General features: G+C 71.2%; 14 protein-coding genes. 12 read left to right on the top strand and 2 right to left on the bottom strand.

What is annotated here, in order from left to right:
- The first annotated feature begins 47 nt into the window (after window positions 1–47).
- The 6 genes from OG490_RS05025 to OG490_RS05000 all read left to right on the top strand — a co-directional run bounded on the left by OG490_RS05025 (window position 48) and on the right by OG490_RS05000 (window position 6321).
- Window positions 48–1169: an LLM class flavin-dependent oxidoreductase gene (locus tag OG490_RS05025; RefSeq protein WP_330295068.1), complete on the top strand. Its 1122-nt coding sequence runs from the start codon at window positions 48–50 to the stop codon at window positions 1167–1169.
- Between the two features lie 10 nt (window positions 1170–1179).
- A complete protein-coding gene (locus OG490_RS05020) occupies window positions 1180–2286 on the top strand; it encodes an alpha/beta hydrolase (protein ID WP_330295067.1) in 1107 nt (368 codons plus the stop codon).
- Between the two features lie 81 nt (window positions 2287–2367).
- Window positions 2368–3774: a DUF6421 family protein gene (locus OG490_RS05015; RefSeq protein WP_330295066.1), complete on the top strand. Its 1407-nt coding sequence runs from the start codon at window positions 2368–2370 to the stop codon at window positions 3772–3774.
- A 26-nt stretch (window positions 3775–3800) separates the two neighbouring features.
- Window positions 3801–4559, top strand: coding sequence for an SDR family oxidoreductase (locus OG490_RS05010; RefSeq protein WP_330295065.1), 759 nt, complete (start codon window positions 3801–3803; stop codon window positions 4557–4559).
- A gap of 38 nt (window positions 4560–4597) precedes the next feature.
- The gene (locus tag OG490_RS05005) at window positions 4598–5674 is read left to right on the top strand and encodes a threonine aldolase family protein (RefSeq protein ID WP_330300780.1); all 1077 of its coding nucleotides are present in this window, start codon (window positions 4598–4600) and stop codon (window positions 5672–5674) included.
- A 47-nt stretch (window positions 5675–5721) separates the two neighbouring features.
- A complete protein-coding gene (locus OG490_RS05000; RefSeq protein ID WP_330295064.1) occupies window positions 5722–6321 on the top strand; it encodes a transglutaminase-like domain-containing protein in 600 nt (199 codons plus the stop codon).
- Here the strand turns inward: OG490_RS05000 and OG490_RS04995 are convergent.
- Complete coding sequence (locus OG490_RS04995; protein WP_330295063.1) at window positions 6257–7522, bottom strand: MFS transporter; 1266 nt, start codon at window positions 7520–7522, stop codon at window positions 6257–6259. The two genes, OG490_RS05000 and OG490_RS04995, sit on opposite strands and share 65 nt — an antisense overlap.
- A gap of 273 nt (window positions 7523–7795) precedes the next feature.
- Here OG490_RS04995 and OG490_RS04990 point away from each other — a divergent pair, with 273 nt between their 5' ends.
- Window positions 7796–9007 (top strand): alginate lyase family protein, encoded by a 1212-nt coding sequence (locus tag OG490_RS04990; protein WP_330295062.1) that lies wholly within the window; start codon window positions 7796–7798, stop codon window positions 9005–9007.
- A gap of 51 nt (window positions 9008–9058) precedes the next feature.
- On the opposite strand, the gene OG490_RS04985 is transcribed toward OG490_RS04990, so the two are convergent.
- A complete protein-coding gene (locus tag OG490_RS04985) occupies window positions 9059–9781 on the bottom strand; it encodes a lysophospholipid acyltransferase family protein (RefSeq protein ID WP_330295061.1) in 723 nt (240 codons plus the stop codon).
- A 305-nt stretch (window positions 9782–10086) separates the two neighbouring features.
- On the opposite strand from OG490_RS04985, the gene OG490_RS04980 reads away from it, so the two are divergent.
- From OG490_RS04980 to OG490_RS04960, 5 genes are all read left to right on the top strand, one after another.
- Window positions 10087–10425 carry a TlpA family protein disulfide reductase gene (locus tag OG490_RS04980; protein ID WP_330295060.1) on the top strand — a complete coding sequence of 113 codons (339 nt, stop codon included), beginning with the start codon at window positions 10087–10089 and terminating at the stop codon, window positions 10423–10425.
- A 153-nt stretch (window positions 10426–10578) separates the two neighbouring features.
- A complete protein-coding gene (locus tag OG490_RS04975; RefSeq protein ID WP_330295059.1) occupies window positions 10579–11112 on the top strand; it encodes a flavin reductase family protein in 534 nt (177 codons plus the stop codon).
- Window positions 11113–11312: 200 nt separating this feature from the next.
- The gene (locus OG490_RS04970) at window positions 11313–12098 is read left to right on the top strand and encodes an electron transfer flavoprotein subunit beta/FixA family protein (protein ID WP_330295058.1); all 786 of its coding nucleotides are present in this window, start codon (window positions 11313–11315) and stop codon (window positions 12096–12098) included.
- Window positions 12099–12155: 57 nt separating this feature from the next.
- On the top strand, window positions 12156–13118 hold the full coding sequence (locus OG490_RS04965) for an electron transfer flavoprotein subunit alpha/FixB family protein (protein ID WP_330295057.1): 963 nt from the start codon (window positions 12156–12158) through the stop codon (window positions 13116–13118).
- A gap of 182 nt (window positions 13119–13300) precedes the next feature.
- A complete protein-coding gene (locus OG490_RS04960; protein ID WP_330295056.1) occupies window positions 13301–14599 on the top strand; it encodes a DUF6986 family protein in 1299 nt (432 codons plus the stop codon).
- Window positions 14600–14639: the final 40 nt, after the last annotated feature.

Genomic DNA, 14639 nt, shown 5'->3' with positions numbered 1-14639 from the left:
TCTAATTGAAGTGAGACCGGGTACGGGACGCAACCCTGGAGGCATAAGTGAAGTTCTCCGTCATCTTCGAGGCGCAGTTGGCCGACCCGACCGTGGAGCGCGAGCACCAGGTCATCCGTGACTGCGTCGAGCAGGCGGTGCTCGCCGAACAGATGGGATTCGACCGGATCTGGGCCGTCGAGCACCACTCGCTTAAGTGGTACGCCCACATGTCCGCCCCGGAAATTTTTCTGAGTTTCGTCGCGGCCCGGACGAACACCATACGCATCGGCCACGGAGTCGTGTGCATGCCCTTCAACTTCAACCACCCCGTGCGGGTCGCCGAGCGGGCCGCGATGCTCGACCTGCTGTCCGGCGGACGCGTCGACCTCGGCGCGGGCCGCGGCGGGACCGCCCAGGAGACCTCGCTGTGCGGGGTGGACAAGGACCGCACCACGGCAGAGGTGGAGGAGGCGCTGCGGATCATCGGGAAGGCCTGGCAGGGGGAGGAGCTGGAGTATCACGGGGAGCTCATCGACATCGATCCGCATCCGATCCTGCCGAGGCCCAGTCAGACACCGCACCCGCCGCTGTTCCTGGCGTGCAGCCGGGGCGAAACGCTGGTGCAGGCCGCCGAGCTGGGCGTGGGGGCGCTGGTGATGGGCTTCGCCGGGCCGGAGTCCATCGCGCGGATGCGGGCCGTGTACGACGGCGCGATAGCCGGCCGGGACGGCGGCCGCTTCGTCTCCACCGTGGTCAACGACCACTTCTCGGTGCTCTGCCCGACCATCGTGCTCGACGACCCGGAGGAGGCCCGCCGGATCGGCGTCCGGGGGCAGCGGTTCTTCGCGCAGTCCATCGGCCACTGGTACGGCGGCGCGGGCGTTCCCGACGAGGCGGTGGTTGCGGGCGCCGACGAGGAGGCGGAGATGCGCAAGGCCGCCGAGCAGGTGGTGGCCCGGCTGCACGAGCTGGACATCCCGGTGCGGCCCACGTCCACGGCCACCTTCAACGCCGACCACGCCTACGGGAGCGCGGACGAGGCCATCGCGTACGCGGAGCGGCTGAGGGAGGCGGGGGCCGACGAGATCATGTGCCTGATCCAGATGGGGACCGTGCCCCAGGAGGCCTGCCTGGAGACCCTGCGGCAGTGGGGCGAGAAGGTCATCCCGCACTTCCGGAAGGCGTAGGGCCGCCGCCGTGAACGAACCGAACCCGCCGGCCGGTGCTCCGGCCGGTCGCACCGCCCCTGCCGGTCCCGTCGCCCCTGCCGGCCCCACCATCCCGGCCGGCCCAACCGTCCCGGCCGGCGCCGCTTCGTGGACCGACCGGCTCGATCCCGCCGCCCGGCCCTACGCGGACGCCATGGCCGCCTTCTTCCCCGACCTCGGGGGCGCCGTCACCGAAGCGCGGGAGGCCCGCCGGATCCTCGCCGCCGCGCCCGCGACGGCCGCGCCGCTCGCCGTCGGCTCCGTCGAGGACCGGGAGATTCCCGGGCCGGCCGGTGCGCCGCCGGTTCCGGTGCGCGTCTACCACCCCGACCCCGAGGAGTGGCCCGGGGCCCGGCCGACCGTGGTGTTCTGCCACGGCGGAGGCTGGGTGCTGTGCGACCTCGACACCCACGACGCCACCGTCCGGGCGCTCTGCCGCAGCTCCGGGGCCGTCTTCGTCTCCGTCGACTACCGGCGGGCACCCGAAGCCCGCTTCCCCGCCGCCGTCCACGACGCGTACGCCGCCCTGTGCTGGGCCGACGCGCACATCGGGGAGCTGGGCGGGGACCCGGCCGCCCTGGTGGTGGCCGGGGACAGCGCGGGCGGGAACCTCGCCGCGGCCTCGCTGCTGATGGCCCGGGACTGCGGGGGACCGGCCGTCGCGCTCCAGGTACTGATCTACCCGTGCCTGGACGCCGGGCAGGACACCGAGTCCTACCGGAGCAACGCCGAGGGCTACTTCCTCACCGCCGCGCACCTGCGCTGGTTCTGGGAGCAGTACCTGGGGCCCGGCGGCGACGGCCGCGACCCGCTGGCCTCCCCGCTCGGCGCCGATCTGCGGGGGCTGCCCCCCGCGCACGTGGTGGTCGCGGAGTGCGATCCGCTGCGGGACGAGGGGGTGGCGTACCACCGTCGGCTGATCGGGAGCGGAGTTCCTTCGGCCCTTGACGAGCATCCCGGGATGTTCCACGGGTTCCTCGCGCTGGCCGCCGTGCTCCCACAGGCCCGCCAGGCCTTGGCGCGACTGGGCGGAGTCCTCGATTCCATGCATAAGAACGGGAAGACTTCCGGTGAAACTGGGGGTGACGCAGGATAATTTCCCGGATTCCCTCTTGAGCAGGAGAGCCTCACATGCATACGCTGTCTTGACGTGAGGTTCTCCTGTGGAGGAAGTGACATGACGGAAACTCTTGTGCCGGGTATCGGCGGTGCCGTGATAACCGCCGGTGTACGGGTGGTGGACCACCCGGCGTGGCCCGAGCTCAAGGCCGCCGTGGAGGAGATCCGGCCCTGGCAGTCGGCCGACGGCTCCATCGACTTCGAGGCCGCGGGCGCGCCCGCCCGCGCCGCCGCCGAGGTCGCGGTCGAGCGCGTGGTCTCGGGCATCGAGGCCCTGTCGCCGCTGCTGCCACACGGCGGCGCGTACCACCGTGCCCTCGTCGGCGACCTGCGCAAGTGGGCCGCCGATGGTTTTGCCGTGCCGGACTTCCTCGACTCCCTGCTGGCCTTCCACCCGGCGGCCGAGCGCGCCGACGGGCTCCAGCACCTCGTGGTCTTCCCGATGTACACCCAGAACGGCAACCCGGACCGCAACCTCGAAGCCGTCGTGCTGAAGATGGTGTGGCCCGAGTGGCTCTCCGAGCTGGAGCGCACCCGGTACGACAACCCGCTCTTCCTCGGCATCACCTTCGAGGACTTCACCCCGGGCTACGACACCCACTCCGCGGTGCTCTTCCCGGAGACCATCGCCGTGCGCGAGGCCCCGGAGCGCTTCACCTGGGGCGGGATCTTCTGCGACCGCGAGGCCGCCCGCTACCGCAAGGTCACCGAGGCCGCCGTCGACATCCTGGGCATCGAGCTGCCCGAGGACATCGCCCGCATGGTCGAGGACCAGGAGCGCTGCGAGAAGGCCTTCGTCCTGTGGGACATGGTCCACGACCGCACCCACAGCCACGGCGACCTGCCGTTCGACCCCTTCATGATCAAGCAGCGCCAGCCGTTCTGGATGTACGGCCTCGAAGAGCTGCGCTGTGACCTCACCGCCTTCAAGGAGGCCGTGAAGCTGGAGTCCGAGGGCAACGAGCACGGCCGTGACGTGCAGTACGCCGTCCTCTTCGACCGGATGTTCCGCTTCCCGGTCTCCGGCGACCGCAACCGCAACTACGACGGCCTCGGCGGCCAGCTCCTCTTCGCGTACCTCCACAAGCACGACGTCGTGCGCTGGACGGACAACAAGCTGAAGATCGACTGGATGCGCGCCCCGCAGGTCACCAACCAGCTGTGCGCCGAGATCGAGGACCTCTACCGGGCCGGGATCGACCGCCCGAAGCTCGTCCACTGGTTCAAGGCCTACGAACTGGTCGCCGAGTACCTCGCTCCCCACCCGGGATCCCGCTGGGCCAAGGGCCCCGACGCCCTGGACCTCACGCAGCCGCCGCGCAAGCTCGTGGACGACGTGCTTCCCGACGAGTTTCCGCTCAGCATGTTCTATGAAGCCCTCGCCAAGAAGCTCAAGGGCGTGATCGCTTCGACCAAGGGCATCACCGCCCAGAACACGGAACACGCAGAGCGGGCCGCCGCGTGAGCGCTCGCCCACAGGAGGCTGCACAGATGAACGGCTCGAATGGCAACGGGAACCTCCACGGCGCGGTGGTAGCGGTGGCAGGGGCCGGCGGCCCCGCCGGGCGCGCCACCCTGCTCCGCCTCGCCGAGGCCGGTGCCGTGGTCGTCGCGTCCGACGCCGACCCGGCGCGGCTCGCGGAGGCCGTGGACGCGGCCCGCTACGCCCACGGCGGCGCCACCATCACCGGTGACACCGTGGACCTGCTCGACCTGGCCGCGACCAAGGCCTGGGCCGAGCAGACCGAGAAGGAGTTCGGCCGCATCGACGGCCTGGTCCACCTCGTCGGCGGCTGGCGCGGCAGCACCACCTTCACCGACACCGACCTCGCGGACTGGGACTTCCTGGAGAAGCTCCTGATCCGCACCGTCCAGCACACCTCGCTCGCCTTCCACGACGGACTGCTGCGCAGTGACCGCGGCCGCTACGTCCTGGTCAGCCAGTCCGGCGCGCACAAGCCGGTCGCCAACAACGCCGCGTACAACGCGGGCAAGGCGGCCGCCGAGGCGTGGACGCTGGCCATGGCCGACTCCTTCCGCAAGCTGGGGGGCGAGGACGGTCCCGGAGCCGCGGCTGCGATCCTGGTCATCAAGGCACTGGTGCACGACGCGATGCGCGCCGAGCGTCCCACTGCGAAGTTCGCGGGCTTCACCGACGTCAAGGAGCTGGCCGAGGCCATCGCCGGCGTCTGGGAGCGGTCCGCCTCCGATGTGAACGGACAGCGTCTGTGGCTCACTCCCCAACCGTGAAGAACGCTGCCGTGAAGAACGCCGCCGTGAAGACCGCGATCAGGAAGTCCCAGGCGAAGACCGACGCCCGCCGGCACCACGACCCGGCGGTACGCGGCTTCGCCAGCGACAACTACGCCGGGGTGCACCCGGAGATCCTGGCGGCCGTCGCGCTGGCCAACGGCGGCCACCAGGTCTCCTACGGTGACGACGAGTACACCGAACACCTGCAGACGGTCTTCCGCGGCCACTTCGGCGCGCACGCCGAGGCCTACCCGGTCTTCAACGGCACCGGCGCCAACGTGACGGCCCTGCAGGCCCTCACCGACCGCTGGGGCGCGGTGATCTGTGCCGAGTCGGCGCACATCAACGTCGACGAGGGCGGCGCGCCCGAGCGGATGGCGGGCCTGAAGCTGCTCACCGTCCCCACCCCGGACGGCAAGCTCACCCCCGAGCTCATCGACCGGCAGGCCTGGGGCTGGGAGGACGAGCACCGGGCGATGCCGCAGGTCGTCTCGATCACCCAGAACACCGAGCTCGGCACCGTCTACACCGTGGACGAGATCCGGGCCATCTGCGAGCACGCGCACGGCAAGGGCATGAAGGTCCACCTCGACGGTGCCCGGATAGCCAACGCCGCGGCCTCGCTGGACGTGCCGATGCGCGCCTTCACGAACGCCGTCGGCGTGGACGTGCTGTCCTACGGCGGCACCAAGAACGGGATGATGGCCGGAGAGGCCGTCGTCGTGCTGAACCCGGACTCCGTCCGGCAGATGAAGCACATCCGCAAGATGTCGATGCAGCTCGCCTCGAAGATGCGCTTCGTGTCGGTGCAGCTCGAAGCGCTCCTCGCGAAGGACCTGTGGCTGCGCAACGCCCGCCACGCCAACGCGATGGCGCAGCGGCTGGCGGCCGGGGTGCGCGAGACGGACGGGGTGGAGATCCTCTACCCGGTGCAGGCGAACGCCGTGTTCGCGCGGCTCCCGCACGCGGTGACGCGGCGGCTCCAGGAGCGCTACCGCTTCTACTTCTGGGACGAGATCGCGGGCGACGTCCGCTGGATGTGCAGCTACGACACCCAGGAGGAGGACGTGGACGGCTTCCTCCAGGCCCTCAAGGAGGAGCTGGCCCGCTAGCACCCTCCATAGACATGCGAAAGTCTGCATAGGTATGCTCCTGGATCATGAAGTTGATCCAGGAGCATTCCGACGTTGCCGCCTATCTGGCGGCCGATGAAGCGGTCGATCACGACCACCCGCTGGTCCAGGAGACCGCCGACGCCCTGTGGGCGGCCACCGGCGATGCATATTCATACGCCAAGGTCGCTTTCGAGTTCGTCCGCGACACCATCCCGCACACCGCCGATTCCGGGGACGACCGCGTCTCCTGGCGCGCCTCCGACGTACTGGCCACGCGCAACGGCATCTGCTATGCCAAGTCCCACGCGCTGACGGCCCTGCTGCGCGCCCGGTCCATCCCGGCCGGGCTCTGCTACCAGCTCCTCGGCGACGACGACGGGTCGAACCTGTTCGTCCACGGCCTCGTCGCGCTGCGCCTGCCCGGCAGGGACGACTGGTCCCGGGTGGACCCGCGGGGCAACAAGCCCGGCGTGGACGCCCAGTTCACCCTCGACCACGAACAACTGGCCTTCCCCGTCCGCCCGGAGCTCGGCGAGGTCGACTACCCCGAGCTGTACGCGGCGCCGCACCCGGCCACCCTCAAGGTGCTCCAGGAGTCCGCGGACCGGCCGCAGTTGTGGCGGAGCCTGCCGACGGGGCTGTAGCCGGGAGAGCGCCGGTCGCGACCGGGACCCCGTCCGTCACCGGCCCGGGTACGGCCACCAGCGCGTGCAGCAGGGCGCCGGCCAGCTGCAGTGCGGCGATCCCGAGCAGCAGGATCCACGGCGGCGCGTCGGCGGCGAGCCCCACGAGGGCGGCGCCGGTGGACGCGGCCGTCACCTTGAGCCCGGCACCGAGGGTGAACACCTGGGTGCGCACCCCGTCCGGTGCGTACTGCGAGCGGATCCGCAGAGTGGCCGTGAGCAGCGGCCCGTCGCACACCCCGGCCGCGGCGAACGCCACCGCCGTGAGCGCGACCGAGGGCGCGAACGCGGCTGCGGTGAGCGCCACCCCGGTGGCCGCCATGGCCCAGCGGGCCAGCTTGCCCGGCGCCACGGCCGTGATCCGGCCCAGGGTCAGGGCGCCGGTCAGGGCGCCCAGGGCGAAGGCCGTCATCAGCACCCCGCCGCCGCGCGGACTGCCGAGCGCGGTGGCCAGGAGCACCGAGGTGGTGGTGAGCGAGCCGATGCCGACGAAGGCCAGGGTGGTGGCCGAGGTGACCGCCCGCAGCTCCCGGACGCGCCACAGGGCGGCCAGCCCCGCCCCCAGCCCGGCGCGGGGTGTTCCGGGGGTGGGGCCCGCGCTCCCGTGGTTCCCGTACGGAAGGGTGGCTGCCAGCGCCGCCGCCAGTGCGCCGGAAGCCGCCAGGACCGCCATCGCCGGACCGGCCGAGGCGAAGGCCGCCACCAGGCCGACGGCCGCCGGGGCGGTGACGGCGGCGCCGTTGTAGGTCGACGCGTCCCAGGCGTACGCCCGGTCACGCGCCGGACCGGCCGGGACCAGGCCCGTCACCAGACTCGACAGCCCGCCCGTCACCATCGGCCCGCAAGCGCCGCCGAGCACCGCGACGACGAGCACCACGGGTGTCGGAGCCCGCCCGAGGATGAACGCCAGGGTCGCCACGGCCGTGGTGAATCCGGCCAGCGCGCCCACGTGGAACCGCCGCGGGCGGCGCGACCTGGCCGCGGCGGCGCCCGCGAGCGGAGCCGCCAGTACGTGCGGGGCCAGCCAGGCGGTCAGGACGAAGGCCCCGTGCGCCGCGCTTCCGGTGCGTTCCAGGGCGAGCAGCACCACCGCCATGCCCATGCCCTCGGAGGCGAACCGCGCGGCAAGTGCCGCGGCCAGGTACCGCCCGAACCCCTGCATCCCAGGCCCCCCTGCGTCAGGCAATGCCGTCGACGGGGCCGACGTTACGCCATTCGGGTTCGGGCGGAGAGGGGCGAGGTGCCGGGATGGTGCCGGGCCGGCCGCGGGTTTCGGTCAATAGGAAACTTTCCTGTCTGATATCGTTGTCGACTTGGCAGGCGCATGGGTATCTTCGGCCGCAGGAGTCCCCCCACGGACCCTCCTCGCGGACCCCCGCACCCTCCTCGCGGAGCTCCGCACCCTTCCCCCCACCTCCGACCGGAAGGCGCTCCCATGCGCTTAGGAGCCTCCATCGGGCCGGCCGCGACGGCCCTCGCCCTGGCCGCGGCATTGGCCCTAGCCGTCACTCCCGCCGCACACGCCACCCGCCTCGCCCCTGCCCGGGCGGTCGCCCCAACCGCCTTCGCCCACCCCGGAGTTCTCAACAGCCGCGCCCAACTGGACTTCGTACGCACCAAGGTGCAGGCCGGACAGCAGCCGTGGAAGGCGGCGTTCGACGACATGCGGGCGAGCGGGTACGCCTCCCTGTCCCGAACGCCCAAGCCGCGCGCCGTAGTCGAATGCGGTTCCTACTCCAACCCGGACATCGGCTGCTCCGACGAACGCGAGGACGCGATCGCCGCGTACACCGACGCGCTCGCCTGGTACATCACCCGCGACCCCGCGTACGCGAAGAAGTCGATCGAGCTGATGGACGCCTGGTCCGCCCGGATCAAGAGCCACACCAACAGCAACGCCCCGCTGCAGAGCGGCTGGGCGGGTTCCACCTGGCCGCGCGCCGCCGAGATCATCAAGCACACCTACACCGGAGGATGGCCGAACCAGGGGCGCTTCGCCACGATGCTGCGCGAGGTCTACCTGCCCGAGGTGATCAACGGGAAGCCGAACAGCAACGGCAACTGGGAACTGATCATGATGGACGCGGCCGTGGGCATCTCCGTCCACCTCGACGACCGCGCGTCCTACGACAAGGCGATGGCGATCTACCTCGGCAGGGTCCCCGCCTACTTCTACCTCGCCTCCGACGGCCCGCAGCCCAAGTACCCGCCGCGCTCCACCATCGACACCAGGAGCGAGCTCATCGACTACTGGCACGGCCAGGGCACCTTCGTGGACGGTCTGGCCCAGGAGACCTGCCGGGACTTCGGCCACACCGGCATGGGGATCGCCGCGACGATGCACGTGGCCGAGACCTCGCGCATCCAGGGGCGGGACCTGTACCCGGAGTTCAAGGACCGGTTTCGCTACGCGCTGGGATTCCACGCCAAGTACGAGCTGGGGGAGGCCGTGCCGGCCTCGCTGTGCGGGGGGAGCCTGACCAAGGGCCTCGGCCCGGCCACCGAAGTCGGCTACAACGCCCTGCACAACCGGCTCGGCGTCGCCATGGAGAACACCGGCAGGCTCACGGAGAGCCGGCGCCCGGCGGGTACCGAAAACCATTTCGAGGCGTGGGAGACGCTGACACACGCCGACAACCCGAACTGACCCGCACGGTGCGGCCCCGCCACCCGGCGGGCCGCACCCCCTCCGGAAGACTCAGCCGGCTTCCTTGACCTGGGCCGCGGTCGGCGCGGTGCCGCCGAGGTGGGCCGGCAGCCACCAGGAGTCGTCCGCACCCCTGGGCTTGGCCGGATAGGCGCTCTGCGCGGCGTCCAGCAGCTCCTGCACCCGCTCGCGCACCCGGCGGGTGATCGCCCCGGCGTACTGGTCGGAGGGCGCCTCCAGCGGCTCGCCCACGCGCATCATCACGGGGATGTGGCTGCGCTTGAGGTCCTTGGGGCGGCCCTTGGTCCACAGCCGCTGCGTACCCCACAGGGCCACCGGGATCAGCGGGACCCCGGCCTCCTGCGCCATCCGGGCCGCGCCGGACTTGAAGCTCTTGAGCGTGAAGGACTGGGAGATCGTCGCCTCCGGGAACACACCGATGATCTCGCCGGCGCGCAGCGAGTCCAGCGCGTGCTGGTACGCCGTCTCACCCTGCGCGCGGTCCACCGGAATGTGCTTCATCGCGCGCATCAGCGGACCGGACACCTTGTGCCGGAACACCGACTCCTTCGCCATGAAGCGCACGAGGCGCTTCTGCGGGCGGGCGGTCAGCCCGGCGAAGATGAAGTCGAGGTAGCCGATGTGGTTCGACACCAGAACCGCTCCGCCCTTGCGGGGGATGTTCTCGGTGCCCTTCATGTCGATGCGGACGTCGAGCGCACGGAACAGAGCGTGCGCAGCGCCGATGACCGGGGGGTAGACGAGCTCAGCCATGGTGGGGAGACCCCGCTTTCTGCCTGGAGGTGCTCCCGGCCGGAAGTTACGGCAGCGTAGGTACGCGGCCATGGGGATCGTGCCCCATACGGGAGCCGCAGGCCAGCCCAGACGCCTGCACCCGGCGAGATTCTCATCACGCCGGGAATGCGGCGCGCCTGCGGGGCGCTCGGATCAGCGTACGAACGTACCGAGATGATGTACGGACACACATACGGCCAGCGTATGGACGCGCGCATGGACGTGGGTGTGGACGTGGGTGTGGACGTGCCGGCGGTACGAGGACGGCGACGAGGGGAGTGGGCGTGCACGGGCACGAAGGGGGTGACGGGGCGGGCCTTCGGCTGGGCGCCCCGGAGCTGGGCGCGGAGCCGGGGGAGCGGGCCACCCTGGTGCAGTTCTCCAGCGCCTTCTGCCAGCCCTGCCGGGCCACGCGGCGGATCCTGGCCGAGGTCGCCGGCATGGTCGAGGGCGTCGCGCACATCGAGATCGACGCCGAGGAACGGCTGGAACTCGTACGGGCCCTCGGGATCGAGAAGACGCCGACGGTTCTCGTCCTGGACGCGGCCGGCCGGATCGTGCGGCGGGGCGTGGGGATGCCGCGCACGGTCGACGTGATCGCCGCTCTGGGGGAGGCCGTATGACGCTCGCGCCGGGTCCGGAGCGCCGGTACGCGCGCCCGCACGCAGAGTGACGCGCCCTACATCTGTCCGCTGCGGCTTGACTGTGTACACGGGTGATCGCCAGGCTGGCGACATGCGGTATGAACTCCTGCTTTACGGACGGGGAATCCCTTCATGACGGCTCCGACGGCTCCGTCCCCCCGATCCGGCACCGGCCTGCCCGGCTCGCCCGACCTGTTGCGCTCGGTGTTCCGCCGGCACGCGGCGGGCGTCGCCGTGATCACCGCCGACAACGGCGGCCGGCCGGTGGGCTTCACCGCGACCTCGCTCAACTCCGTCTCGGCGGACCCGCCGCTGCTGTCGTTCACCATCGGCACGGGGTCCTCCAGCTGGCCCGGGGTCCGGGACTCCGAGTACCTCGGCGTCCACATACTCGGTGAGCACCAGAGCGATCTGGCGGGCCTGTTCGCCCGGAACGGAGCCGACCGCTTCGGTCCGGCCACCGACTGGGCGCCCGGACCGTACGGGGTTCCGGTGCTGGACGGAGTCCTGGCCTGGCTGGTGTGCCGCATCGTGGCGCGCGTGCCGGCCGGTGCGCACCGGGTGGTGATCGCGGAGGCGGTCGCCGGGGATCCGGCGGGGGACCTGGCGGGCGAGGGGCGCCCGCTGCTGTACCACCAGGGGCGCTTCAACGCGTTGCGCGACTGAATCGTCCCTGCTGGGACGGGTTCCGCCCGCGTTGGCCAGATCACAGTTCACGGGCCTTGCAACCTGGCGGGACCCGCTGTGTACTGACGAGTAACATTCCCTTCGGAGCGCGGGCCGCCCCGGCGGGAACGGCCCGAGATGGCGCCTATGCTGCCTGAACAAGGCGGTACCAGAAATGTCGATGCGGTAGGAGAGCCGGCGTGAGCCTGAGGATCGTTGTCTGTGTGAAGTACGTGCCCGACGCCACTGGCGACCGGCAGTTCACCGAAGACCTGACCGTCAACCGCGACGACGTCGACGGCCTGCTGTCGGAGCTCGACGAGTACGCCGTCGAGCAGGCGCTGCAGATCGCCGACGAGGCCGACGACGCGGAGATCACCGTCCTGACGGTGGGCCCCGAGGACGCGAAGGACGCGCTGCGCAAGGCGCTGTCCATGGGTGCCGACAAGGCCATCCACGTCGAGGACGACGACCTGCACGGCAGCGACGTCATGGGCACCTCGCTGGTGCTGGCCAAGGCGATCGAGAAGGCCGGTTACGACCTGGTCATCACGGGCATGGCCTCGACCGACGGCACCATGGGTGTCCTCCCGGCGATCCTGGCCGAGCGCCTGGGCGTCCCGCAGGTCACCCTGCTCTCCGAGGTCAAGGTCGAGGACGGTGTCGTCACCGGCCGCCGCGACGGCGACTCGGCGAGCGAGCAGCTGGAGGCCTCCCTCCCGGCGCTCGTCTCGGTGACGGACCAGTCGGGCGAGGCCCGCTACCCGTCCTTCAAGGGCATCATGGCCGCCAAGAAGAAGCCGGTGCAGTCCTGGGACCTGGAGGAGCTGGAGATCGAGTCCGACGAGGTCGGTCTCGAAGGCTCCTGGACCGCGGTCGACTCCGCGACCCAGCGTCCGGCCCGCACCGCCGGCACGATCGTCAAGGACGAGGGCGAGGGCGGCAAGTCGCTGGCCGAGTTCCTGGCCGGCCAGAAGTTCATCTAAGAGCTTCAGCCCTCTCGCAACGCCCCCTGACTACTTCGCATTCGCAGGAGCATCCCCATGGCTGAAGTCCTCGTCTACGTCGACCACGTCGACGGCGCCGTCCGCAAGCCCACTCTCGAACTGCTGACGCTGGCCCGCCGCATCGGCGAGCCCGTCGCCCTGGCCCTGGGCGCCGGCGCCGAGGCCACCGCCGCCGTGCTCGCCGAGCACGGTGCCGTCAAGGTCCTCACCGCCGACGCCTCCGAGTTCTCCGACTACCTCGTCGTACCGAAGGTGGACGCGCTCCAGGCCGCGTACGAGGCCGTGAACCCGGCCGCCGTGCTCGTCCCGTCCTCCGCCGAGGGCAAGGAGATCGCCGCACGCCTGGCCGTGCGCATCGGCTCGGGCATCATCACCGACGCCATCGACCTGGAGGCCGGTGAAGAGGGTCCGGTCGCGACGCAGGCCGCGTTCGCCGCTTCCTTCACCACCAAGTCCCGCGTCTCCAAGGGCACCCCGGTCATCACCGTGAAGCCGAACTCGGCCCCGGTCGAGGCCGCTCCGGCCGCCGGCGTCGTCGAGGCGCTCGCCGTCACCTTCGGCGCCCTGGCCACCGGCACCAAGGTCACCTCGCGCACCCCGCGCGAGTCGACCGGCCGCCCCGAGCTGACCGAGGCCGCGATCGTGGTCTCCGGCGGCCGCGGCGTCAACGGCGCCGAGAACTTCCACATCATCGAGGCGCTCGCGGACTCCCTCGGTGCGGCCGTCGGCGCCTCGCGCGCCGCCGTCGACGCCGGCTGGTACCCGCACTCCAACCAGGTCGGCCAGACCGGCAAATCGGTCTCCCCGCAGCTGTACATCGCCTCCGGCATCTCGGGCGCGATCCAGCACCGCGCCGGCATGCAGACCTCGAAGACCATCGTGGCCATCAACAAGGACGCCGAGGCCCCGATCTTCGACCTGGTCGACTACGGCGTGGTCGGCGACCTCTTCGCGGTCGTCCCGCAGCTGACCGAGGAGATCAAGGCGCGCAAGGGCTAGTCCCTCGTCCGCAGGTCTGACCTGCGGGAAGTGCTCTCCGGGGCCGTGTGGTGTTTCTCACCGCGCGGCCCCGAGTCGTTTGTCCAGGACGGCCGAGGGACCATTGACTGAGCGGAACCCCGTGGCTAAATTCTGCTATGCGGATGAAAGATTCCGTGAAGCGGAAAAGAGGAGAGTGCACGATGGGTCAGCAGGAGAAGGTGGCGACGAGCCTCGCAGGCGCGGTCAGCGAGGGCATCAGCGCTTCCCTCGCGCCGGTGGACGCGGAACTCGCGCGCCACTACCCGGGCGACCCCGGCACCCGTCAGCCCATCCACACGGTCTACGTCCCCGGTGACGTCTTCGATGCGGACACCATCCGCTCCTGGGGCGACCAGGCCCTCGCGGCCCTCGACGAGCACGCCCCGGACGCCGCGACCTTCGCCAAGGTACTCGGCATCTCGGACGAGCTGGCCGTACCGGTCTACGACCGCGTCCGCGCCAAGCTCGCCACCGAGCCGATCGAGGACCTCCGCGTCGACTTCGAGGACGGCTTCGGCGTCCGCTCCGACGAGGAGGAGGACCAGGCCGCCGCCCGCGCCGCCCGCCTCATCTCCGAAGCCTTCTCCAACGGCACGAACGCCCCGTACATGGGCGTCCGCATGAAGTGCATGGAGTCCAACGTCCGCGACCGCGGCATCCGGACCACCGACGTCTTCCTCTCCGGCCTGCTCGCGCACGGCGGCCTGCCCGAGGGCCTCGTCCTGACCCTGCCCAAGGTCACCTACCCCGAGCAGGTCACCGCCTTCGTCAAGCTGCTGGAGGCCTTCGAGACCTCCCGCGGCCTGCGCCCGGGGCGCATCGGCTTCGAGATCCAGATCGAGACCAGCCAGTCGATCCTGGCCTCCGACGGCACCGCCGCGGTCGCCCGCATGATCGAGGCCTCGAAGGGCCGCGCCACCGGCCTGCACTACGGCACCTTCGACTACAGCGCCTGCGTCGGCGTCTCCGCCGCCTACCAGTCGAGCGACCACCCCGCCGCCGACCACGCCAAGGCGGTCATGCAGGTCGCGGCCGCCGGCACCGGCGTACGGGTCTCCGACGGCTCGACCAACGTCCTGCCGATCGGCACCACCGAGCACGTCCACGAGGCCTGGAAGCTGCACTACGGCCTCACCCGGCGCGCCCTGGCCCGCGCCTACTACCAGGGCTGGGACATGCACCCGGCGCACCTGCCGACCCGCTACGCGGCCGTCTTCGTCTTCTACCGCGAGGGCCTCGAAACGGCCGCCGCGCGCCTGAAGGCGTACGTCGCCAAGATCGAGGGCGACGTCATGGACGAGCCCGCGACCGCGAAGGCCCTGGCCGGCTACCTCGTACGCGGCCTCGACTGCGGCGCCGTCGGCGCCGACGAGGTCACGGCCCTGACCGGCCTGACCCGCGCGGAGCTCGACGCCTTCGCCATCCCGCGCCGCTCGGCGACGATGACGGCCACCGCCTGACGCAGCCGACGCGGACGGCCCGGCCCTGGATCACCGGGGC

It is taken from the genome of Streptomyces sp. NBC_00503 (assembly GCF_036346895.1).
Classification (GTDB): Bacteria; Actinomycetota; Actinomycetes; order Streptomycetales; family Streptomycetaceae; genus Streptomyces.
The sequence above is the reverse complement of the archived record's forward strand: the minus strand, read 5'-3'. Positions and strand labels throughout refer to the sequence as shown.

What these genes read in the sequence shown, in the direction of transcription:
- OG490_RS05015 (WP_330295066.1), top strand. Translation starts at nt 2,368, where the DNA reads ATGACGGAAACTCTTGTGCCGGGTATCGGCGGTGCCGTGATAACCGCC.
- OG490_RS05010 (WP_330295065.1), top strand. Translation starts at nt 3,801, where the DNA reads ATGAACGGCTCGAATGGCAACGGGAACCTCCACGGCGCGGTGGTAGCG.
- OG490_RS05000 (WP_330295064.1), top strand. Translation starts at nt 5,722, where the DNA reads ATGAAGTTGATCCAGGAGCATTCCGACGTTGCCGCCTATCTGGCGGCC.
- OG490_RS04995 (WP_330295063.1), bottom strand. Translation starts at nt 7,522, where the DNA reads ATGCAGGGGTTCGGGCGGTACCTGGCCGCGGCACTTGCCGCGCGGTTC.
- OG490_RS04990 (WP_330295062.1), top strand. Translation starts at nt 7,796, where the DNA reads ATGCGCTTAGGAGCCTCCATCGGGCCGGCCGCGACGGCCCTCGCCCTG.
- OG490_RS04985 (WP_330295061.1), bottom strand. Translation starts at nt 9,781, where the DNA reads ATGGCTGAGCTCGTCTACCCCCCGGTCATCGGCGCTGCGCACGCTCTG.
- OG490_RS04975 (WP_330295059.1), top strand. Translation starts at nt 10,579, where the DNA reads ATGACGGCTCCGACGGCTCCGTCCCCCCGATCCGGCACCGGCCTGCCC.
- OG490_RS04965 (WP_330295057.1), top strand. Translation starts at nt 12,156, where the DNA reads ATGGCTGAAGTCCTCGTCTACGTCGACCACGTCGACGGCGCCGTCCGC.
- OG490_RS04960 (WP_330295056.1), top strand. Translation starts at nt 13,301, where the DNA reads ATGGGTCAGCAGGAGAAGGTGGCGACGAGCCTCGCAGGCGCGGTCAGC.